Below are 20,998 nucleotides of genomic sequence, written 5' to 3' on the forward strand. Positions count from 1 at the left end.
GCCGATGATGGGGCGCTCCGTGCCCGGGCCGACGCCTGCCTTCTCGCCCTTTCGCACAAGAGTGTTACCACCGATCAATGCCGGAAGATTTCCGGCTCTGGAGAACCATGACGACCACGGATACAACCACCCCCACCCAGGGGCGCTGCTGTTTGCGCGGATCAAGGCCGAAATCATGGCCGGCTGTCAAGGCGATCCTGACGCCCAGGCGCATCGTGGGCGACAAACCACCATTGCGCAACGCAGAAGCCGATCTGTCGCGTCGATGGGCGGGAACGATCATGAAAACATGCTGAAGATGAAAAAATTCGACAACCTCATCAATGGCGAGTGGGTGGCTGCCAGTGCCTATAGCCGCAACATCAACCCCTCTGATACGCGCGATGTGATCGGCGAGTACGCGCAGGCCGATGCAGAACAAGCGCGAGCCGCCATCGGCGCGGCCGCCAAGGCGCAATCCGCTTGGGGCCTTTCGACACCGCAGCAGCGCTTCGACATCCTGGACGCCGCTGGCGCCGAGATCCTGGCGCGCAAGACCAAACTCGGCGATCTGCTCGCGCGCGAGGAAGGCAAGACGCTGCCCGAAGCCATCGGCGAAGTAGTCCGCGCCGGCAATATTTTCAAGTTCTTCGCGGGCGAAGCACTGCGCGCCGGCGGTGACACAGTCCCGTCGGTGCGGCCCGGCGTCGGCGTTGAAGTCACTCGCGAGCCGATCGGTGTCGTCGGCCTGATCACGCCATGGAACTTCCCGATCGCAATTCCCGCGTGGAAGATCGCTCCAGCTCTCGCCTTTGGCAACGCCGTGGTGCTCAAGCCGGCCGAACTGGTGCCGGGCAGCGCTTGGGCGATCGCGGACATCCTCCATCGCGCGGGCCTGCCGGCCGGGGTGTTCAACCTGGTGATGGGCCGCGGCGCCGAAGTGGGTCAGGTCCTGCTGGAGGACCATCGAGTCAACGCCATCAGCTTCACCGGCTCCGTCGCTACCGGGCAGCGCATCGCGGAGGCCTGCTTCGCGCGCATGGCCAAGTTTCAACTCGAGATGGGCGGAAAAAATCCAATGGTCGTGCTCGATGACGCCGATCTAGAGGTTGCCGTTGCCGCCGCACTGAACAGCGGCTTCTTTTCCACCGGCCAGCGCTGCACGGCTTCCTCGCGCTTGATCGTCACCGAAGGTATCCACGACACGTTCGTGGCTGCATTGGCTGAGAAGATGAGGACGCTAAGGGTCGACGACGCGCGCAAGATGGGCACCGACATCGGTCCTGTGGTCGACGACAAGCAGCTCGCGCAGGACCTGAAGTACATCGGTATTGCCAAGGCCGAAGGCGCCAAACTCGTGGCCGGCGGCGAGGCGATGGCCAAGAACGCCGACGGCGCGCCTGGCTATTACCTGAGGCCCGCTCTGTTCACCGAGACCACGGCGCAGATGCGCATCAACCACGAGGAAGTGTTCGGCCCCGTGGTGAGCGTGATGCGAGCGAAGAACTACGACGAGGCGCTGGCGTTGGCCAACGACACCGAGTTCGGGCTGTCCGCCGGCATCGCTACGACCTCGCTGAAGCACGCGACGCACTTCAAGCGCCACGTACAGGCCGGCATGGTGATGGTGAACCTGCCAACCGCTGGCGTGGACTACCACGTGCCCTTCGGCGGCCGCAAGGGCTCCAGCTACGGTCCGCGCGAGCAGGGTCGCTATGCCGCGGAGTTCTACACGACGGTCAAGACGACTTACACACAGGCATAAATGAGTCGTGGCGGGACAGTGGTTCCAATTGCTCGTTCTTTCTCTCACCGCGATGATCGCTGGGCGCCACCGGGCAGCCGTTCGGCGTTACTAGTTGCACACTGGATTCTCATGTCAGAGTGCGCTGCCGAAAATCGGTAAGATTCGAAATATGACGCTGATGAGGGTTGGTCATTTCAAGTCGATTCCGTGGATTCCACCCTATGCAGCGCACGACGCATGGCCAGTCACATTTGTAGATTGTGTCTCGAGTACGGTGATTGACTTGCTGCGTCAAGTGGACGTCACACCCATGGCGACAGTCGACTGGTTCCCTCGTCAGCAGGATTGGTGCCGCCTTGAGAATCATGGCCTATGGATTCGCGAGAGGGCTGGTAGCGTCTTGCTGTTTTCGCCTTGGCCGATCGAGCAGCTTGGCGGAAAAGAAATAGCGATTTCTGATGAGACATCGACCTCGGTTCGCGTCCTTCACGCGCTGCTCACGGGAAAGTACGGCTTATCTCTGGGTACTTGGAGGCGGGGAGTTGTTGAGAATGATCAGCATACGCCGAGATTGCTTATTCAGAATCAGGCGGTTCATGAGATTGCTCGTAGACGCTTCGAGTATGTCTACGATCTTGGCCACGAATGGCGAAAGTGGCAAGGCGTTCCGTTAGTGCCTGCGGTGTGGGTCTACAGAAGGGGTTTGAGCTCTGACAAGACTCGATTCATCGCGGACTTGCTTGACAGTTCACTCGGCGAGTTTTCTGAACGGACCGGTGTCCACATTGAATCGCATCGTCACCGAAACGGGTGGACCGCATCTACTCAAACTGTCGAGAGGTTGCTTCGGAACTTTGAATATCGCATGAACGTGGAGGCTGAGCGAGGATTGGAAGCAATGAGATCGGAGCTTCCGGTTGTTCTACCTCAGCTGATCAAGTAGGGTGCGGTCCGAGAGACAAGACGCCCCGCTGGAATCTACCGAGAACCTACTGTCGATAAGATGACTGTTTGTCAACTGCGTTGACATCGGAAGCCCCAGGTCCATCTCCGTGGCTGCCCCCGGGACCGCAAGCTCTCTCGGCATTCGGACTGCGGCTTCATGTGCGTTGCAGCCTTGGGCGGACTGAGGGTTTGAGGTCCTTTAGCGCTGTGGTGACCGACACCGGTGGGTCGGCCCCGCCCGAGGAAACCGCGGCAGGCTTGCAGACAGATCAATCCTGCAGGCAGAGGTATTTGAGTTCCAGGTAGTCCTCTATGCCGTGGCGCGAACCCTCGCGCCCCAGGCCCGACTGTTTCACGCCTCCGAAGGGTGCCACCTCATTGGAGATCAGTCCGGTGTTGATGCCCACCATGCCGGCCTCGAGTTGCTCGCCAATGCGCCACACGCGGCGCCGATCCTCGGTGAACACGTAGGCCGCGAGGCCGAACTCCGAATCGTTCGCCATCGCGATCACCTCCTCCTCTGCCTCGAAGCGGAACAGCGGTGCGAGTGGACCGAAAGTCTCCTCGCGCGCGACCCGCATCGATTGGGTGACGCCGGTCAGCACGGTGGGTTCGAAGTAAGTGCCGCCCAGCGTATGCAGCCGGCCACCGATGAGCAGCTGCGCGCCCTGCGAGAGCGCATCGTCGATGTGCTGACGCACCTTCGCGACCGCACGCGCGTCGATCAGCGGTCCCTGCACGACGCCAGCATCAAGGCCGTTGCCCACGTGCATCGCTGCCACCGCGTCGGCCAGTCTGGTCGCGATCACGTCGTAGATGCCGGCCTGCACGTAGATGCGATTCGCGCACACGCAGGTCTGGCCGGTGTTGCGGAACTTGGAGGCGATGATGCCCTCAACCACACGCGCCGGATCGGCGTCGTCGAACACGATCAGCGGCGCATTGCCGCCGAGTTCGAGCGACAGCTTTTTGATGGTCGGCGCGCACTGCTGGGCCAGCAACCGGCCGACGCCGGTGGAGCCGGTGAAGCTGAGCTTGCGCACCACCGGGCTCGCGCACAGCGCGGCGCCGATCGCGGGCGCGTCGCCGGTCAGGATCTGCAGCACACCGGGGGGCACTCCGGCCTCGATCGCCAGCACGCCCAGCGCGAAGGCACTCAGTGGCGTCAGCTCGGCCGGCTTGACAACGATAGTGCAACCCGCAGCCAGGGCCGGCCCCACCTTGCGCGTGATCATGGCCGCCGGGAAATTCCAGGGCGTGATCGCGGCGCACACGCCAATCGGCTGCTTGAGCACCACGATGCGCTGGCCGGGGCGTTGCGGCTGCAACACCTCGCCGTCGATGCGCTTGGCCTCCTCGGCGAACCATTCGAGGAAGGAGGCCGCGTAGGCGATCTCACCGCGCGACTCGGCCAGCGGCTTGCCCTGCTCCAGCGTCATCAGACGGGCCAAGTCCTCCCGGTGGGCCATCATCAGATCGGCCCACCGCCGTAGGACTCGGGCACGTTCGGGTGCGGTGCGCGCGCGCCAGGCTGGCAGCGCGGCCGCGGCTCCAGTGATCGCGCGTTCGGTCTCGGCGCGACCCATGCGCGGCACCGCGGCTAGGCAGCGGCCGGTGGCCGGATCGACGACTGCGAGGGTGGTGCCATCGTCGGCTGCCACCGATGCACCGTCGATCAGGCAGGCTGTCTGCAGGAGGTCGGGGCGCTGCAGGCCCAGCGAATGAGCGCTCATGCTCCCAGCGCCTCGTCGAGGATGCTCAGTGCGCGTTCGAACAGCGCGTCGGGAATGGTCAGCGGATACAGGAAACGGATCACGTTGCCGTGCAGTCCGCAGCTCAGCAGCAGCAGGCCCTGCTCAAGCGCCTTGGCCTGGACGCGCTGAACCGCCTGCGCATCGGGCGCGCCGGTGATCGGATCGCGCAGCTCGACCGCGACCATCGAGCCAAGCCCGCGCACGTCCGCCAACGCCTTGTTCGTGACCTGTGCCTTGTGCAGGCGCTGAATCAGCTTCTCACCGAGGACGGTGGCGCGCTGACACAACTGCTCGTCGGTGATCGCGTCTAGGACCGCATGCGAGGCGGCGACAGCCAGCGGGTTGGCAGCATAGGTGCCGCCCAAGCCGCCCGGCGCCGGCGCGTCCATGATGAGGGCGCGGCCGGCCACGGCCGACAGCGGCATACCGCCGGCCAGGCTCTTGGCCATGGTGATCAGGTCTGGCTCGACGTCGTGGTGCTCCATCGCAAAAATTCGACCTGTGCGCGCGAAACCGGTCTGGACTTCATCGGCGATCAGCACGATGCCATGCTCGTCGCAGATGCGGCGCAGGCCGCGCAGCAGTTGAGTCGGCGTCGCGTTGAAGCCGCCTTCTCCCTGCACCGGCTCGATCACGATCGCTGCCACCCGCTTTGGGTCGATGTCGGTCTTGAACAATTTCTCGATCGCGGCCAGCGAATCGGCGACGCTCACGCCCTGCGTCTCGCTCGGGAACGGGGCGTGGAACACGTCAGCCGGGAACGGGCCGAAGCCGCTCTTGTACGGTGCGACCTTGCCGGTCATCGCCAGTGCCATCATCGTGCGACCGTGGAAGGCACCGCCGAAGGCGATCACGCCCGCGCGGCCGGTGTGGGCACGCGCGATCTTCACCGCGTTCTCCAACGCCTCAGAACCGGTAGTGAAGAAGGCCGTCTTTACGGGGCCCGAGATCGGCACCAGTGCATTCAGGCGCTCAGCCAGCGACACTGCGCTTTCGTAAGGAATGATCTGGTAGGCGGTGTGCGTGAACAGCTTGCCCTGCGCCTCGATCGCCGCCATCACCTTGGGGTGGCGATGGCCGGTGTTGAGCACTGCGATGCCGGCGGCGAAGTCGATGTACTCGCGTCCCTCGACGTCCCAGAGGCTCGCGTTGTCGGCTCGCTGGGCATAGAAGCTGCACATCACACCCACGCCGCGGGGGGTGGCCGCAAGGCGGCGGGTCTGAAGTTCGGAGTTGGTCGTCATGGCACGAAGGAGGGCGCGGGCTGCGCGCTGGAAGTGAATCGGAAGTTCTGATTCAATGCGGTATTGGCTCCATCAACAAGATCCAGTTTCTGAAATTTAGATGGAACCATTTAAGAATCTGCCATGAAATCCATCTGTGCCGATCTGGTGCTACAGCGGCTCGCGCCCGAGGCCGGCGCCGCGCTCAATCGCCAGCTCTACGAATGCCTGCGCGACGCCATCCTTGACGGCAGCCTGGCACCCTCGAGCGCGCTTCCATCGTCGCGCGACCTGGCGCATGAAACCTCGTTGTCACGCAATACCGTGCTGCATGCCTACGAACAACTGCGCGCTGAGGGCTATGTGCACTCGCAGGTGGGCAGCGGCACCTTCGTCGCCGAAACGGCGCCCGAAGCCCACTTGGCCGTGGGCCAGGTGCGCACCGACGGCGCGCCCACAAGGCGGCAGGAGGCAGTGCGCCTGGCCCGGCGCGCCCAGGCGCTAGTGGACGACGCATCTGCGGCACCGCGCCAGTGGGGTGCGTTCATGCCAGGCGTGCCAGACGTGACGCAGTTCCCGCACCGGCTGTTCGGCCGGATCCTTGGGCGCCTGTGGCGCGAACCGGCGCCCGACCTACTGACCTATTCGCACGGCGGGGGTCACGTCGACTTGCGCACGGCCATCGCGGAGCACTTGCGCGTTGCGCGGGCGGTTCGGTGCGATGCCGACCAGGTGCTGATCACCGAGGGCGTGCACCAGGCCATCGACCTCACACTGCGCATGCTCGCTGATCCGCGTGACACCGTCTGGGTGGAGGAGCCGGGCTACTGGGGTTTTCACAAGGTGCTGAACATGGGCGCCTGGCGCGTCCGGCCTCTGCGCATGGATGGCGACGATGATGGCCCTCAGGCGGGCTGGCCCCGCGGCAGCGTCGCCCCGCGGCTGATCTTCGTGACCCCGTCGCACCAGTACCCTCTGGGCTCCGTGATGAGCCTGGCGCGCCGACGTGAGCTGATCGGGCTGGCGCGCGAGAGCGGGGCCTGGATCGTCGAGGATGACTATGACAGCGAGTTCCGTTTCGCCGGTCGCCCCATCCCATCGATGCAGGGCCTGGAAGACGACGGCCCGGTGATCTACATCGGCACCTTCAGCAAGACCCTGTTCCCGGGCCTGCGTCTCGGCTACATGGTCCTTCCACGCGCGTTGGCCGGGCACTTCCGGACCGCGCACGCGGACCTGTACCGCGAAGGCCACGCGATCACGCAGCTCGCGTTGGCGGAGTTGATCGCGCAAGGCCACTATGCCGCACACATCCGTCGCATGCGGGTGCTGTACGGGCGCCGCCGCGCGGCCCTGGCAGGGCTCATTCAGCAATCCCTTGGCCCCGACTACTTGCATTCATCTGCGAGCAATGCTGGGCTGCATCTGGTCATGCGACTACCCGATGGCAGCGACGACGTCGCAATCGCCCGTGCCGCCGAGGCGCGTGGCGTGCTCTCGAGGCCACTGTCGCGCTATTACCGATTCGGGGATGGTCGACCGGGCCTGCTCCTTGGATACGCCTGCGTCGAAGAGACACGAATCGAGAGCGCGTTCAAGGCTTTGCTGGGCTCCGGCATCTCCGCGCACCAATAACGTCCGCCCAGTGGCGAGACACAGCACGCGGCAGCGCATCGAGAGAAGTATCTGCGGGAGAGGGGGGTCATCGGCTTGGGGATGGGAGGGAAGGAGAAGTATCTCCGGGGCACCTGAGGGGAAGTTGGGGTGCGATCGTAGGTATTCGCGACCCGACGGTCCAAGGAGATTTTTTTCGGCCTATAAGCTTTGCTTCTCGTCCGGAAGGGCTTGGAGTGTGGCGGACCTGCACGAAGCCCGAGCATTCGGCGACCGGTCGTAGAGCTTCATGGCCTGAGCTCGGGTCGTAGGCAGCTTCGCGTTTGGCCTCGGCAAACGGCATTCCCTGTTCTGCGGTCATGATGCCCGCTATGTCGTCCTGCTTCGCCATGAGCAGGTCGAACCATTAACCAACAGAGGTCGGAACCGAGTACGTGGCTGTCGCGCCCCCGTGCGCCTACTTTTCCGGCCGCGAGCCCATGGGGCTGAGTGGATTGGCCGGCGATCGAAGTCGCATAACCACATGCGCGTTCCGGCGTCGACCTGCACGCACCCGCTCAAGACAATTGTCGCCCGCCAGTCGGCGACGATCTTCTCGGTCAGCCGCTTGACGTGGCTGTAGCTGTGACGCCCTCGTGCATCGCCTGCGCGCAAGCGCGGTCGACAAGGGGACGCGGGTAGCGATCGGCCACGCGAGCCAGTGCCGCCTTGACGAGGAACAAAAGATAGATACCTATTTGAAAGGCGCACTACTTTAGATTGGAAAAGTGGCTCCTCATATGGTCCCCGGCGTCATGAGGCTGGGACTTGTGTGGATGATTTCTGCACCAGTGCGATCTGCTCTGCCGAGGTCACGGTGTTAGCCAGTAGCATCGCGATTGTCATGGGACCGACGCCTCCCGGAACGGGCGTGATCCATCCAGCAACTGCCTTCGCACTCTCGAAATCAACGTCGCCGCAGAGCCCGGCCTCAGTTCGGTTCATTCCTACATCGATGATGACCGCCCCGGGCTTGATCATGTCGCCCCGGAGGAGTCTGGCCTTTCCCGCGGCAGCGACCACGATGTCCGCTTGTCGGGTCACCACGCCAATGTCAGGAGTCGCCCTGTGGCAGATCGTGACGGTGGCACCACGGGAGAGAAGCATGATAGCCATTGGTTTACCCACGATGTTGCTTCGTCCCAGCACGACAGCGTGTTTGCCGCGCAGTTCGTAACCGATGGCGTCGAGCATTCGCATACAGCCGGTTGGCGTGCACGGACTGAAACCCTCGGTGCCGGTCAGCAGAGCGCCAGCATTGACGATGTGGAACCCGTCGACATCCTTCGCGGGGGAAATGGCCTTGATGACGGTCTGAGGATCGATGTGAGCGGGCAAAGGCAACTGGACCAGTATTCCATGAATGGCTTCGTCCTGGTTGAAGGCCTTGACGCGTGCCAGCAACGCCTCTTCGGAAATGGAGGCGTCATGTTGTTCGAGAATCGAACGCACCCCGACCTCTTCGCACGCCTTCACCTTTTTTCGCACATAGACGTGGCTCGCCGAGTCTTCTCCCACAAGCAGTACTGCCAGTCCCGGTTGAATGCCAGCCGCACGTAGCGCTGCCGTCCGCTGTGCGACTTCTGCACGCACCGCGAGCGACATTTGGACCCCATCAATCAACTCCGCGGTCATGAGCTTTCCTTGTCTAAGGCAGCGATCAGGCTTGGAACCGCGTCGAAGAGGTCCGCCTCGAGGCCGTAGTCAGCCACAGAGAAGATGGGCGCTTCGGGGTCCTTGTTGATCGCAACGATGACCTGGGAGTCTTTCATCCCCGCCAGGTGCTGGATGGCGCCAGAGATTCCACACGCGATATAGAGCTGCGGAGCGACGATCTTCCCGGTTTGCCCCACTTGCCAGTCGTTTGGCGCATAACCCGCATCGACGGCCGCGCGACTGGCGCCCATCGCGGCGCCCAGCTTGTCCGCTAGCGGGGCCAGCACTGCGCTGAAATTCTCCGCAGAACCGAGCGCCCGGCCCCCTGAAACCACGATCTGCGCGACCGCAAGGTCAGGCCGCTCGCTTGTGGAAAGCTCCTGGCGCAGAAAGACAGTCTTCTGGGGGCAGCACACAACGGCGGTCTGCTCGACGGTAGCCCCGGGCGCGGTGACCACGGGCGCCGCGGTAAAGGCGGTGGCGCGCACAGTGACAACTTGCACTGGATCGCTGCTTTGCACAGTGGCAATCGCATTCCCCGCGTAGATGGGACGCTCGTAGGTGTTCGTCGAGAGGACGCGGGTGACCTCGCTCACCTGGGCCACGTCCAGCTTCGCGGCGACGCGGGGCGCAACATTCTTGCCAGTGGTTGTCGCGGAGAAGAAGAGGTGCGAATAGCCGGTCGCAGCCTCGAGAACTTGCGCCGCCAGGTTCTCGGCAATTTGATGCGCATGCTGCTCGCCGTCTGCGAGCAAGACCTTTGAAACGCCTGCAACCCTGGCCGCGGCTTTCGCGGCCCCAAGCGCGTTCCAGCCTGCGACAAGAACGTGGATCTCGGTGCCGCAAGCTGTCGCTGCGGCGACCGTCGTTAGCGTGGAGGGATTCAGATCGCTGTGGCTGTGGTCTGCGATGACGAGTATTGGCATGAAAATGATCTCGAAAGGTGGTGCTGGTGCGCTGCCGTCGCAAAGTGTGGCGTTGCCTCAGATCGCTTTTGCTTCGTTTTTCAGCTTGTCCGTGAGCGTCGCCACGTCAGGCACCTTGATGCCTGCGTTGCGGGTAGGCGGCTCGCACACGCTCAGGGTGCGCAGCCGCGGAGTGATATCGACGCCGAGTTCGGACGGCGTCACGATGGCTAGGGGTTTCTTCTTGGCCTTGATGATGCTGGGCAAGGTGATGTAGCGTGGCTCGTTCAGCCGAAGGTCGGTCGTGACCACGGCAGGTAGGGTGACCAACAAGGTTTCCAGGCCACCATCCAGCTCGCGCGTGACCGTGGCCTTTCTGTCAGCAAGGTCGATCTTGGAAGCGAATGTCGCTTGAGGCATGTCGAGAAGGCCGGCGAGCATTTGCCCCGTCTGATTGCTGTCGTCATCGATGGCCTGCTTGCCAAGAATCACGAGATCTGGCTGCTCCTTCGCCGCCAGTGCGCTTAGTAGTTTGGCAACTGCGAGCGGCTGCAGCTCTTCATCGGTCTGAACAAGGATGGCCCTGTCGGCACCGAGGGCCATCGCGCTGCGCAGCGTTTCCTGGCATTGCTGGCCTCCGCAGGAGACAACGATGACCTGCTCCGCCAAGCCTCGCTCCTTCAAACGCACCGCCTCCTCCACGGCAATCTCGTCGAAAGGGTTGACGCTCATCTTGAGATTGGAGATGTCAACGCCGGTGCGATCGGGCTTGACTCTGACCTTAACGTTGGGATCGACCACGCGCTTGACGCTGACCATGACTTTCATTGGTTTCCCCGGGGTTGTCACATCGCCGAGTGGCGACAAAAAATATGACTGCCGCAATTCTTCCATAGAAAAAACAAGTACACTGTATTTTTTTCCTTGCGAAGGACATTCACCATGGCAATGGCAGTTCCGCCGTATGCGGATGTAGTGATCATTGGGGGTGGCGTGGTCGGCTGTTCGATTGCCTACCACCTGACAAAGCTCGGAATAACCGATGTTGTCTTGCTCGAGCGCAAGCAACTCACTTGCGGGACGACCTGGCATGCCGCGGGGCTTGTTGGCCAACTGCGTGCCACGCGAAACCTGACCGAACTGGCCAAATACACCACTGACCTCATCTACAAGCTGGAGGCGGAGACGGGCCAAGCCACCGGCTTTAAGCAAAACGGATCGATCTCGGTCGCCCTCACGAACGAGCGCATGGAGGAACTTCGGCGTCAGGCGTCGATGGCTCGGAACTTCGGGCTCGATGTCAACGTCGTCTCCGCGCGGGACATTCGCGACCGCTACCCCTATCTGAGCATCGAGGGTGTGGTGGGCGGCGTCTTCCTTTCCAAAGATGGACAGTGCAATCCTGTCGACGTGACCCAAGCCTATGCCAAGGGGGCGCGCATGGGTGGGGCGAAGATCCTGGAGAACGTGAAGGTGCAGCGTGTCCTCAAGGAGGGCGGCCGCGCCGTCGGGGTGGTCACCGACCAGGGCGATATCCGCTCCAAGACCGTTGTCATCGCCGCTGGCATGTGGTCCCACGAACTGGGACGCCAGACTGGTGTGAACTTGCCGTTGCACGCGGCCGAGCACTTCTACGTCGTCACCGACCACATCAAGGATCTACCCGGCAACCTGCCGGTGCTACGCATTCCGGACGAGTGGGCTTACTACAAGGAAGACGCCGGAAAGATCCTGCTCGGTTGCTTCGAACCGAAAGCCAAGCCTTGGGGAATGAAGGGCATCCGTGAGGATTTTTCCTTCGACACTCTGCCAGAGGACATGGACCACTTCATGCCCGTGCTTGAAAAAGCCGCAGCACGCATGCCGGTCCTGGAGAACACGGGAATCCAGACGTGGTTCAATGGACCCGAGAGCTTCACGCCCGACGACCGCTATCTCCTGGGCGAGACGGCCGAAGTGAAGGATCTGTTCGTCGCATGCGGCTTCAACTCGATCGGCATTCAAAGTTCTGGCGGCGCCGGAAAGGTCCTGGCCGAATGGATCCGCGACCGGCGCCCGCCCCTGGACCTGGTCGACATCGAGGTTCAGCGGATGAATCCGTTTCAGGGCACCCGACAGTACCTGCACGATCGCACGGTCGAGACGCTCGGGCTTCTCTACAAGACCCACTGGCCCTTCTATCAGTACACCACCGCGCGCGGGGCTCGACGCAGCCACTTCTATGAGTACCTCAAGGAGGACGGCGCCGTCTATGGCGAACTCGCCGGGTGGGAGCGTCCCAACTGGTTTGCACCGAAGGACGTCAAGCCGGAGTACGAGTACAGCTACTACAAACAGAACTGGTTTCCCCACTGCGCGGCCGAATGCCGCGCGACGCGTGACAGCGTGGCCCTCTACGACCAGAGCACCATGACGAAATTCATGGTGGAGGGCCGAGATGCGCTCAAGGTGCTCGAGACCATTTCCTGCAACAAGATCGATGTACCGCTGAACAAGCTGGTGTACACGCAGTGGCTCAACGACCGCGGCGGCATCGAAGCGGACCTGACCATCACGCGGACGGGTGAGTGCCAATTCATGGTGGTGTCGGCCGCCGCGACGCACTTTCGTGACCTGTCCTATCTTCGCCGCCATGTGGATGCGGCCGACCATTGCTTTGTCTCGGACCAGACGGCCGCCATTCCCATGCTGGGTGTCATGGGGCCACGCTCGCGCGAGCTCATGCAGAAGGCCGCGCCACAGACCGATTTCTCCAATGCAGCATTCCCGTTCGGCACGTCCCAGATCATCGAAATCGGGTACGCACAGGTTCGGGCAAGCCGCATCACCTATGTCGGCGAGCTGGGATGGGAACTCTACATCCCAGGGGATTTCGCGCTTCACGTTTACGAGCGCCTGCGCGAGGCCGGCCTCGAGTTCGACCTGCGCCTTGCTGGCATGCACGCCATGAACGCCTGCCGCATGGAGAAGGGCTACCGCCACTGGGGAGATGACATCAGTGTCGAGGACACCAACATCGAGGCGGGGCTGGGATTCGCCGTCGCCTACGACAAAGCCTTCCAATTCATTGGCAAGGAGGCGCTGCTTCGTCAAAGGGGTGCGGGAGCGCCAAAAAAGCGTTTGCTGCAGTTCCGGCTCCTGAATACCGATCGACTGCTCTACAGGGACGAGCCGATATGGGTGAATGGCAAGCGCTCAGGCGGCATCACTTCTGGCATGTACGGGCATCGCCTAGAGGCTTCTCTCGGGATGGGCTACGTACGCTCGCACGAGCCGATCACCGCCGACTGGATCGCTGCCCAGAAGTTCGAGGTTGAGGTCGGGTGGGAGCGCTATGAGGCGCAGGCGCAGCTCGCGCCCTTCTACGACCCTAAGCAAGAGCGCGTCAGGGCTTAACCTTCTCTAATCTTTTTTCGCGGTGCCGCTGCGCCTCATCGGGAAGGACAGGGGAGGCTACCGCTTAGCCAACTGAGTTCCGCGAGGAGTGCACATGAACAGTCAATTGCCCCACTACGTTCTGACGCTTGCGTGTGATGACCGCCGCGGCATAGTCAGCGCCGTGTCCCGGTTCCTCACCGATCGAGGATGCAACATCGAGGAGGCTGCGCAATTCAGCGACCAGGAGACCAGACGGTTCTTTATGCGCATCGCCTTCACGATGCAGGAAGAGGTCATCGATCTTCAGGACCTGCAATCGCAGTTCGACAACATCGCGCATGATTTCGGCATGGAATGGCAGATCCGGGATCTGCAGTTGCCTATGCCGACTGTGATCATGGTCTCGAAGCTCGGCCATTGCCTGCATGACCTTCTGTTACGCTGGAAGACGGGGTTGCTGCCGATTGACGTGAAAGCCATCGTGTCGAATCACCGAGATTTCTACCAGTTGGCGGCCTCCTACGACATTCCCTTCCATCACGTGCCAGTCACGCCTGGAACCAAGCCCGAGGCGGAGGCGGAGCTACTTCGCATCGTGGAGGATGAGAAGGCCGAGCTCGTGATTCTTGCGCGGTACATGCAGGTGCTCAGCGACGACCTTTGCGGACAGCTGCAAGGTCGCGCCATCAACATCCATCACAGCTTCCTGCCTGGCTTCAAGGGAGCCAAGCCTTATTACCAAGCACATACGCGCGGCGTCAAGCTCATTGGTGCTACAGCGCATTTCGTCACGGCGGATCTCGATGAGGGACCCATCATCGAGCAAGATGTCGTTCGCGCAAATCACGCAATGAGTCCTGCCGCACTGACTTCCCTGGGGCGTGACGTCGAGAGCGTGGTGCTCGCTCGCGCGGTCAAGTGGCAGGCAGAGCACCGGCTGCTGGTACACGGCAGCCGAACAGTGGTCTTCAGCTAGTCCTGACGCCACGGCTCAGGTCTCATGCGCCTCAGGCCGGGCCGCGGAGTTCAGTAGGTCGGCGGTGAGATGACCCAGACGACTACGGCGACCTCCTTGGTCGTGTTGGCCCAACGGAAGGGCTCCCGGACGATGCGGAAGCTGTCGCCGGCATTGACCGTGAAGCTCTTCTTGCCGATCCACAAGGTGAGACTGCCTTGAACGACGTATCCCTCTTCTTCCGTATCCCGTTGGGTGAACGACGCCACCTTGGCGCCAGGCTCGAACGTGCTGAGGAACATCTCGAAAGCCCCGCCGATGTCTGGCGACAGCAACTCCTCGAGCAAGCCGCTCGTCACCGTGCCGAGGCGCCGTCGATCCGTTCCTCGGACGACCTTGCCACGTTCGGCCGAGGGCATCTGTTCGTGTGTGAAGAACCAGCCGAGAGGGACCTCCAGCAGCGCTGCAATGCCTTTGAGGTCCGCGATAGAGGGAGAGGCCTTGCCACGCTCGAGCTGGCTGATAAAGCTGATCGACCGGTCGATCGCCTTGGCAACCTCCGTGATGGGGCGGCCCCGAGCCTTGCGGAGCTTTCGTATCTCTTCACCGAGCCGTGCGTCGTCGAGCTGTCCGGACATGTCGAGCATTGTTGTCACTGATGATAGATGTGAAGCATAGCGAGAACCCCAAAAAAATATCGGACGTCCAATTTTTTCTACGGGAAAATGCGCATCATAAATTGTTTGACAGGCCCTGCGCGCGGTGGAACCATCGCACCCATCTGTGGGTTCTTGTTTGATCGCTTCGCGTAAAGCCTCAACTAGCTAGCAATGTCTACCGTTCACTTCACCGTCAAGGCTTTGGCCTCTCCGGCCAACGAGGCTCAGCGACCCGTGTGGAGCCAGCGGACGCGACACGTGCTCAGCACCTGTGCGCTGCTCGGTCCGGTGTTCCTGTTCCTGCTCGCCTGTTTCGTTGCGCCCCTTGGCGAATTGCTGCGGCTGTCGTTCACGAGCCCGGACGGAACCTTCGCGTCGTACCAATCGATTGCCGCGACGGCGGTCTATCGGGAAGTCTTCGTCAACACCGTCGTGCTGGCCTTCAACGTCGCATTCATCTCGGTGGTGTTGTCCTTCCCTACGGCCTACATGCTCACCCGCCTTAAAGGACTGGCGCTCTCGCTCGCGTTTTGGTGCGTGCTGTTTCCGCTCTGGATCAGTGTCCTGGTCCGCACCTTTGCATGGCTCTTGCTGCTGGGACAAAACGGGCCCGTGAACAACGCGCTTGTCGGTACAGGCCTTGCTGAGCAACCGCAGCAGTTTCTGTTCAACAGCCTCGGTGTCTATATCGGCATGGTCCACGTTCTGCTTCCCTATGCGCTGCTGCCCATCTATAGCGCGATGAAGAACGTCGATGTGCGCCTTATGCAAGCAAGTGATGGGCTTGGCGCTCATCCGCTCCAGACGTTCACGCGCGTCTACCTCCCAATGACGGCGCCTGGACTCGCCGCTGGCTTCCTGTTGGTGTTTTTGATGGCGTTGGGCTTTTTTATCACCCCGGCCCTTCTCGGCGGAATGAAGAACGTGACGATTGCGATGCTGATCGACGTTTTCGTGCAAGAGCAGCTCGTGTGGCCACTGGCAGCCGCGGCGGCTTTCTGGATGCTCGCGTTGGTCCTTTTCCTCGTCGGGTTGGCCAGCCGTTTCGTCAACGTCACCTCGACGGTTGCTGCACGATGAACCGATTCATCCACCTTGCCACCTCGGTGATTGGCGTGATGGTCATCGGCTTTTTGATGCTGCCGATTCTTGCGGTCGTTCCTGCGTCCTTCAATCACGCAAGCTTCATTCAGCTGCCCCCGACGAAAGTCTCCCTGCGGTGGTACGAGGCCTTTCTGGCAGATAGCGAATGGTATTCCGCGCTTTTCACCAGCATCGAGGTGGCCATCCTAGCAACGATCTTGTCGGTGGCCCTCGGAACCAGCGCGGCCATCGGGCTCCTACGCACGCCTTCGCGGCTGCGCGGCATTCTTAGTGCCATCCTAATTTCACCGCTGGTGGTGCCAGTCATCATCAGCGGCATTGCGCTGTACTACGTGATGCGCCCGCTGGGCCTGCATGGGACATTGATGGGGTTGGCGATGGGCCACGCTGTGCTGGCATTACCTTTCGTGGTGGTCAACGTCGGCGTCGCGCTCAGAGGGATCGAGCCGAACTGTATGCGCGCCGCCGAGGGGCTGGGTGCCTCCCCCTTCACGGCGTTTCGCACCATTACGCTGCCGTTGATCGGTCCGGGTTTGGCCAGCGGAGCCGCCTTCGCATTTATCACCTCGTTCGACGAGGTCGTGGTTTCGATCTTCCTTTCCAGTGCAACCACCAAGACGCTGTCCGTCAAGATGTGGGAGATCATCCGTGTCGAGTACACGCCGATTACGGCGGTTGCTTCGACCATCTTGATGGCGGTGACACTTCTGCTGTTCGCAGCCGTCAAGCTCGCATTCCGACAGCGTCGCGTTCAGGATCAAGCTCATGCAGGCTGAGTCGCTCGAATTTCGAGGCATCGCGAAAGCGTTTGGCGGTACCAACGCGCTGAATCCCATCTCGCTGCATCTCGCAGCGGGCGAGTTCGTGACGCTGCTTGGGCCCAGCGGGTCGGGCAAGACGACACTGCTCAACATCGCGGCCGGCTTCCTCTCTCCCGACAGTGGTTCACTGTTCATCGGAGCCAGCGACGTCACTTCTCTGCCAGCGCGCAAGAGGAACATCGGCATGGTATTTCAGAACTATGCGCTGTTCCCGCATATGAACGTCTTCGACAACGTCGCCTACGGGCTGCGTGTTCGCGGAGTTCCCTCGTCGGAGATACAGGCGCGCGTCATGCGCGCACTCGCCGGTGTGCGCCTGGAGGACTTCAACGCGCGTGAGATCCGCCAGCTGTCGGGAGGGCAGCAGCAGCGCGTTGCGCTCGCTCGCGCCCTCATCATCGAACCGCCTGTGCTGCTGATGGATGAGCCGCTGGGCGCTCTGGATCGCCAGCTGCGTAAGCAGGTCCAACTGGAGATCCGTCGACTCCACAGGGACTTCGGGCGTACAACGCTCTTCGTCACCCACGACCAAGAGGAAGCACTTGCGATGAGTGACCGCATTGCCGTGATGCGCGGTGGGCGCATTGAGCAGATCGGCAATCCCAACGAGCTTTATCACAGGCCTGCGAACACGTTCGTGGCTTCGTTCCTGGGCGAATCAAATATTTTGAACGGCAGCGTTACCGAAATCTCTGGCGGTGTCGCTCGCGTCAATGCGTCGGGACTCGGGCTTGAGCTCGTCGGCGAGGCCGCGCCGGGGCTTCGAGTTGGCGATGCGGTTGGCGCACTGGTTCGCCCCGAGAGCGTGACGGTTAGCGCGTCGCCCAGCGGATTGGCTGCGCGCGTGCAGGAAGTTGTGCACCTGGGCGAGATCTTGGCGATTCGACTGCTGCTCGCCACTGGACAGGAGTTTTGGATTCGACGCTTTTCCGGCGCAGAGATGCCGGACGCTGGCCGGGAGATCCGGCTTTCCTGGCGGAACGAGGACATCCGCATCATTCCGTTGACCACTTGACCCTGAGGATCCATATGAAGACGAGACGTCAATCGTTGCAGTTGCTCGGTGCCGCGGCCGCCATGGCGGTGCCCGGTATGGCTCGGGCGCAGTCCCAGCGCCCGTTCACCTTTTGCTCCTTCGGCGGAGCGGCAGGAGCCGCCTTGAAGACGGCCTTCATGGATCCAGCATCGAAGAAGTTCGGCAGGCCGATCGCGAACGTCTCCCCGACCAACTACGCCAAGCTCAAGGCGATGGTGGAAGCCAAAGCAGTCGAATGGGACCTTGTCGACGTGGGTGGCCAGTTTGTCTTTCAAGGGCGAGATCAGGGACTCCTGGAGAAACTCGACTACTCGATCATCGATGCGTCCAAGCTGAACAAGGCCTGGGTGAGTGAGTACGGCATCTACACATTCGTGGGCGCCACCGTTTTCGCATACAACACGAAGGCGATGCCAAAGGACCGTGTGCCGACGTCTTGGAAGGATTTCTGGAACGTCAAGGACTTCCCTGGCCCGCGCTCGCTGTACACCCGCATTTGGTACAACTACGAGGCAGCGCTTCTGGCCGCGGGTGTCCCGCGCGACCAGATCTATCCGGCAACCGACGAGAAGATGAAACTGGCGTTTGCAAAGCTCAAGGAGATCAAGCCCCACGTGAAGGTCTGGTGGGCTACTGGCGCGCAGCCTGCCCAGCTCCTGTCTTCAGGCGAGGTGGTCATGGCTTCGGCATGGAGCGGGCGCATTCTGGATGTGATCAAGGAGAACGCTCCGGTCGGATTCAGCTACAAGGACGCGATCTCCTGGGGAGAAGCGTTTGTTGTCCCGAAGGGAACGCCCAACCGGGACTTGGCTATGAAGGTCATCGACTACAGCATCAGTGACGAGGCGCAGAGCGCCCTGCTTCCGTTGGAGACCTACGGGCCCGTGCTCGACCAGGCAGCCGCAAAGGCGACTGCTGAGCAGGCCAAGATCTTCGTATCCCACCCAGCGAACTTCAAGGACACCTGCATCATTAACGATGAAGAGGTAGCCAAGTACGCCACGAAATTTGAGGAAGAGTGGAAGAAGTTTCAGCTTTCCTGAAGCTTCGGCCAGTAGCGGCGTTCGAAAAGGCCTCTTTCGCGCCGATCGTTTAGTCGCCGCTCGACTCTGTGCATTCCATTTCTGCCACCAACTCCCCGACGGTAGGGCTGTCCCTTCCGCACCCGCCGGCCAGCCAACGTAGTCCGCAGCCCGCATGCCCATGACGACCCTCAAGCACCTGTTCTCGCCCCTGATGCTTCGAAAGACGGAGATCCGAAACAGGATCGTCTCGACCGGGCATCAGACCTACCTGGCCGAACAAGGTGTGCCGGGCGACAAGCTCATCGCGTACCACGAGGCGCGCGCTCGTGGAGGCGCCGGGCTCATCATTGTCGAGTCCGCACGGTTCCACGAGACTTCGTTTAGCGACTCCGCCGAGCTCGTGGTGGTGGACGACAGCAGCATTCCTGGCTATCGCCGGCTGGCGCAGGCCGTGCATCGGCATGGTGCCAAGATTTTCGGCCAGCTGTCCCATTCCGGGCGTGTCTCCAAACGCGTCAAGGAGGGAATGCGAGATGTTGCCTACGCGCCGTCCGCCGTCCCCGACAACCGCTTCCACACCATGCCGCGGGCCATGCCGCTGGAACTTCTCGAGGAACTCATCGTCGCTTGCGGCGAGGCGGCAGGGCGCTTCGCCAAGGCTGGCCTGGATGGCGTGGAGCTTGTATCCAGCCACGGCCTGTTGTTCGCCCAGTTCCTTAATCCGGCGACCAATCACCGGACGGATCGCTTTGGCGGGACTCGTGAGAACAGGATGCGTTTCCTCGCCGAGTGCCTTGCGGCAGTAAGGGCCAACGTGGGTGAAGATCTTGTCGTCGGCATGCGCATCTCCGTCGAGGAGGTCGAAGCTGATGGCTTGGAGGCGGGGGAAGTCATCGAGGTCTGCAAGGCGCTCGCACGCGCTGGGGCATTGGACTACGTCAACGCGACAACGGGATCAATGGCTGGCCTGGGCGGGTCGATACACGTGGTGCCGCCGATGGATCACAAGCCTGCGTATGTTGCACCGCAGGCAGGCACGCTCCGCGCTGTGGTCGGGCTGCCAGTGTTCGTTGCTGGACGGATCAATCAGCCCCAGATTGCCGAGGAAGTGCTCTCGGCCGGCTTGGCCGACATGTGCGGCATGACACGCGCCATGATTTCCGACGCCGACATGGCGCGTAAGGCGCAGGCAGGGCAGTTCGATGACATTCGTGCGTGCATTGGCTGCAACCAGGCCTGTATCGGGCATTTTCATCAGGGGTATTCGATCTCCTGCATTCAAAACCCGATCTCCGGTAGAGAAAGCCAGATGGGAGCTGTGACCCACACCGCTGTCCCGAAGCTCGTCGTCGTGGCGGGAGGCGGGCCGGCTGGCATGAAGGCCGCAGTGACGGCGGCTGAGCGAGGCCACCGCGTTATTCTGTGCGAGGCGAGTGGCCGCTTGGGAGGCCAGGCGTTGCTGGCGCAGCTGTTGCCTGGACGCGCGGAATTCGGTGGATTGATCACCAATCTAGAACAGGAACTGAAGCGCCAGAGCGTAGAAGTTCGCCTCAACACGCCGGTGAGCAAGGCGGTCCTTCTGGACATGGGTGCCGATGCCGTCGTTGCCGCAACCGGCGGCAGCCCCTATCGTCCAGCGCTGGAGGTCGACGAAAGCGCAAACATCGTTCAGGCATGGGACATCTTGACGGGAAAACAGCACGCTAGGGGATCTGTGCTCATTGCCGACTGGCGTTGCGACTGGGTCGGCATGGGGATGGCGGAGAAGCTGGTGCGCGAGGGGCACCATGTGCGCCTCGCCGTCAACGGACCTCACGCGGGCCTCAATTTGCAGATGTATCTTCGGGACTCTTGGGCTGCGCGGCTGCACGAACTCGGGGTCGCAATTGTTCCCAATGCCCGGATTTACGGCGCAGACGCGACGACGGCCTATCTGTTGCACATCATTTCGAACGCGCCCATCGTCTGCGAAGGCGTGGAAACGATCGTCCTCGCGTGCGGCCAAAAGCCGGAAACCACGCTCGAGCAGGAGTTAGCCGATTGGCGGGGTGAGGTGATCATCGTCGGCGACTGCCTGTCTCCGCGGACGGCGGAAGAGGCGGTGTACGAGGGCCTTCTTGCCGGCCGACGGCTTTGAGTTCAGTCTGAGACGATCCGG

At 62.0% G+C, this 20,998-nt stretch carries 17 protein-coding genes; 10 read left to right on the forward strand and 7 right to left on the reverse strand.

What is annotated here, in order from left to right; translation table 11 throughout:
- Positions 1 to 64: 64 nt before the first annotated feature.
- A complete protein-coding gene (locus WKW77_RS31430) occupies positions 65 to 283 on the reverse strand; it encodes a hypothetical protein (protein WP_340360815.1) in 219 nt (72 codons plus the stop codon).
- Between the two features lie 15 nt (positions 284 to 298).
- Between WKW77_RS31430 and WKW77_RS31435 the strand changes: the two genes are divergently transcribed.
- Both WKW77_RS31435 and WKW77_RS31440 read left to right on the forward strand, forming a co-directional pair.
- Positions 299 to 1,744, forward strand: a complete 1,446-nt coding sequence (locus WKW77_RS31435; RefSeq protein ID WP_340360892.1) for an aldehyde dehydrogenase family protein — start codon at positions 299 to 301, stop codon at positions 1,742 to 1,744.
- A gap of 151 nt (positions 1,745 to 1,895) precedes the next feature.
- Positions 1,896 to 2,669, forward strand: coding sequence for an MqnA/MqnD/SBP family protein (locus WKW77_RS31440; RefSeq protein ID WP_340360816.1), 774 nt, complete (start codon positions 1,896 to 1,898; stop codon positions 2,667 to 2,669).
- Between the two features lie 271 nt (positions 2,670 to 2,940).
- Here the strand turns inward: WKW77_RS31440 and WKW77_RS31445 are convergent, their stop codons facing one another.
- Positions 2,941 to 4,404 carry an NAD-dependent succinate-semialdehyde dehydrogenase gene (locus WKW77_RS31445; protein ID WP_340360817.1) on the reverse strand — a complete coding sequence of 488 codons (1,464 nt, stop codon included), beginning with the start codon at positions 4,402 to 4,404 and terminating at the stop codon, positions 2,941 to 2,943.
- Positions 4,401 to 5,669 carry a 4-aminobutyrate--2-oxoglutarate transaminase gene (locus tag WKW77_RS31450; RefSeq protein ID WP_340360818.1) on the reverse strand — a complete coding sequence of 423 codons (1,269 nt, stop codon included), beginning with the start codon at positions 5,667 to 5,669 and terminating at the stop codon, positions 4,401 to 4,403. The genes WKW77_RS31445 and WKW77_RS31450 overlap by 4 nt, the downstream gene beginning before the upstream one ends.
- A gap of 123 nt (positions 5,670 to 5,792) precedes the next feature.
- On the opposite strand from WKW77_RS31450, the gene pdxR reads away from it, so the two are divergent.
- On the forward strand, positions 5,793 to 7,283 hold the full coding sequence (gene pdxR / locus WKW77_RS31455; RefSeq protein ID WP_340360819.1) for a MocR-like pyridoxine biosynthesis transcription factor PdxR: 1,491 nt from the start codon (positions 5,793 to 5,795) through the stop codon (positions 7,281 to 7,283).
- Positions 7,284 to 8,054: 771 nt separating this feature from the next.
- Here the strand turns inward: pdxR and folD are convergent.
- From folD to WKW77_RS31470, 3 genes are read right to left on the reverse strand one after another with little or no spacing between them, the layout of a single operon-like run.
- On the reverse strand, positions 8,055 to 8,936 hold the full coding sequence (gene folD, locus WKW77_RS31460; RefSeq protein ID WP_340360820.1) for a bifunctional methylenetetrahydrofolate dehydrogenase/methenyltetrahydrofolate cyclohydrolase FolD: 882 nt from the start codon (positions 8,934 to 8,936) through the stop codon (positions 8,055 to 8,057).
- A complete protein-coding gene (locus tag WKW77_RS31465) occupies positions 8,933 to 9,883 on the reverse strand; it encodes an electron transfer flavoprotein subunit alpha/FixB family protein (protein ID WP_340360821.1) in 951 nt (316 codons plus the stop codon). Before WKW77_RS31465 ends, folD begins: the two co-directional genes overlap by 4 nt.
- A gap of 57 nt (positions 9,884 to 9,940) precedes the next feature.
- Positions 9,941 to 10,690 carry an electron transfer flavoprotein subunit beta/FixA family protein gene (locus tag WKW77_RS31470; protein WP_340360822.1) on the reverse strand — a complete coding sequence of 250 codons (750 nt, stop codon included), beginning with the start codon at positions 10,688 to 10,690 and terminating at the stop codon, positions 9,941 to 9,943.
- A 114-nt stretch (positions 10,691 to 10,804) separates the two neighbouring features.
- Between WKW77_RS31470 and WKW77_RS31475 the strand changes: the two genes are divergently transcribed.
- Both WKW77_RS31475 and purU read left to right on the forward strand, forming a co-directional pair.
- Positions 10,805 to 13,258 carry a GcvT family protein gene (locus WKW77_RS31475; protein WP_340360823.1) on the forward strand — a complete coding sequence of 818 codons (2,454 nt, stop codon included), beginning with the start codon at positions 10,805 to 10,807 and terminating at the stop codon, positions 13,256 to 13,258.
- 94 nt (positions 13,259 to 13,352) lie between these two features.
- The gene (gene purU / locus WKW77_RS31480; RefSeq protein ID WP_340360824.1) at positions 13,353 to 14,216 is read left to right on the forward strand and encodes a formyltetrahydrofolate deformylase; all 864 of its coding nucleotides are present in this window, start codon (positions 13,353 to 13,355) and stop codon (positions 14,214 to 14,216) included.
- Between the two features lie 50 nt (positions 14,217 to 14,266).
- On the opposite strand, the gene WKW77_RS31485 is transcribed toward purU, so the two are convergent.
- Positions 14,267 to 14,842 carry a helix-turn-helix domain-containing protein gene (locus WKW77_RS31485; RefSeq protein ID WP_340360825.1) on the reverse strand — a complete coding sequence of 192 codons (576 nt, stop codon included), beginning with the start codon at positions 14,840 to 14,842 and terminating at the stop codon, positions 14,267 to 14,269.
- A gap of 183 nt (positions 14,843 to 15,025) precedes the next feature.
- Between WKW77_RS31485 and WKW77_RS31490 the strand changes: the two genes are divergently transcribed.
- The 5 genes from WKW77_RS31490 (at position 15,026) to WKW77_RS31510 (ending at position 20,977) form a co-directional block, all read left to right on the forward strand.
- Positions 15,026 to 15,934 (forward strand): ABC transporter permease, encoded by a 909-nt coding sequence (locus WKW77_RS31490; protein ID WP_340360826.1) that lies wholly within the window; start codon positions 15,026 to 15,028, stop codon positions 15,932 to 15,934.
- Positions 15,931 to 16,734, forward strand: a complete 804-nt coding sequence (locus WKW77_RS31495; RefSeq protein WP_340360827.1) for an ABC transporter permease — start codon at positions 15,931 to 15,933, stop codon at positions 16,732 to 16,734. Before WKW77_RS31490 ends, WKW77_RS31495 begins: the two co-directional genes overlap by 4 nt.
- Positions 16,724 to 17,794, forward strand: a complete 1,071-nt coding sequence (locus WKW77_RS31500; RefSeq protein ID WP_340360828.1) for an ABC transporter ATP-binding protein — start codon at positions 16,724 to 16,726, stop codon at positions 17,792 to 17,794. The genes WKW77_RS31495 and WKW77_RS31500 overlap by 11 nt, the downstream gene beginning before the upstream one ends.
- 14 nt (positions 17,795 to 17,808) lie before the next feature.
- Entirely contained in the window at positions 17,809 to 18,858 is a 1,050-nt protein-coding gene (locus WKW77_RS31505) for an ABC transporter substrate-binding protein (RefSeq protein WP_340360829.1), read from the forward strand.
- 160 nt (positions 18,859 to 19,018) lie between these two features.
- On the forward strand, positions 19,019 to 20,977 hold the full coding sequence (locus tag WKW77_RS31510; protein ID WP_340360830.1) for an oxidoreductase: 1,959 nt from the start codon (positions 19,019 to 19,021) through the stop codon (positions 20,975 to 20,977).
- The last annotated feature ends 21 nt before the right edge of the window (positions 20,978 to 20,998 follow it).

The sequence above is a fragment of the Variovorax ureilyticus genome (assembly GCF_037889935.1).
Taxonomy (GTDB): domain Bacteria; phylum Pseudomonadota; class Gammaproteobacteria; order Burkholderiales; family Burkholderiaceae_C; genus Variovorax; species Variovorax ureilyticus.

Bases quoted from the DNA above. Each gene is read 5' to 3' on its own strand.
- WKW77_RS31430 (WP_340360815.1), bottom strand. From the start codon at position 283: ATGATCGTTCCCGCCCATCGACGCGACAGATCGGCTTCTGCGTTGCGC.
- WKW77_RS31435 (WP_340360892.1), top strand. From the start codon at position 299: ATGAAAAAATTCGACAACCTCATCAATGGCGAGTGGGTGGCTGCCAGT.
- WKW77_RS31440 (WP_340360816.1), top strand. From the start codon at position 1,896: ATGACGCTGATGAGGGTTGGTCATTTCAAGTCGATTCCGTGGATTCCA.
- WKW77_RS31445 (WP_340360817.1), bottom strand. From the start codon at position 4,404: ATGAGCGCTCATTCGCTGGGCCTGCAGCGCCCCGACCTCCTGCAGACA.
- WKW77_RS31450 (WP_340360818.1), bottom strand. From the start codon at position 5,669: ATGACGACCAACTCCGAACTTCAGACCCGCCGCCTTGCGGCCACCCCC.
- pdxR (WP_340360819.1), top strand. From the start codon at position 5,793: ATGAAATCCATCTGTGCCGATCTGGTGCTACAGCGGCTCGCGCCCGAG.
- folD (WP_340360820.1), bottom strand. From the start codon at position 8,936: ATGACCGCGGAGTTGATTGATGGGGTCCAAATGTCGCTCGCGGTGCGT.
- WKW77_RS31465 (WP_340360821.1), bottom strand. From the start codon at position 9,883: ATGCCAATACTCGTCATCGCAGACCACAGCCACAGCGATCTGAATCCC.
- WKW77_RS31470 (WP_340360822.1), bottom strand. From the start codon at position 10,690: ATGAAAGTCATGGTCAGCGTCAAGCGCGTGGTCGATCCCAACGTTAAG.
- WKW77_RS31475 (WP_340360823.1), top strand. From the start codon at position 10,805: ATGGCAATGGCAGTTCCGCCGTATGCGGATGTAGTGATCATTGGGGGT.
- purU (WP_340360824.1), top strand. From the start codon at position 13,353: ATGAACAGTCAATTGCCCCACTACGTTCTGACGCTTGCGTGTGATGAC.
- WKW77_RS31485 (WP_340360825.1), bottom strand. From the start codon at position 14,842: ATGCTCGACATGTCCGGACAGCTCGACGACGCACGGCTCGGTGAAGAG.
- WKW77_RS31490 (WP_340360826.1), top strand. From the start codon at position 15,026: ATGTCTACCGTTCACTTCACCGTCAAGGCTTTGGCCTCTCCGGCCAAC.
- WKW77_RS31495 (WP_340360827.1), top strand. From the start codon at position 15,931: ATGAACCGATTCATCCACCTTGCCACCTCGGTGATTGGCGTGATGGTC.
- WKW77_RS31500 (WP_340360828.1), top strand. From the start codon at position 16,724: ATGCAGGCTGAGTCGCTCGAATTTCGAGGCATCGCGAAAGCGTTTGGC.
- WKW77_RS31505 (WP_340360829.1), top strand. From the start codon at position 17,809: ATGAAGACGAGACGTCAATCGTTGCAGTTGCTCGGTGCCGCGGCCGCC.
- WKW77_RS31510 (WP_340360830.1), top strand. From the start codon at position 19,019: ATGACGACCCTCAAGCACCTGTTCTCGCCCCTGATGCTTCGAAAGACG.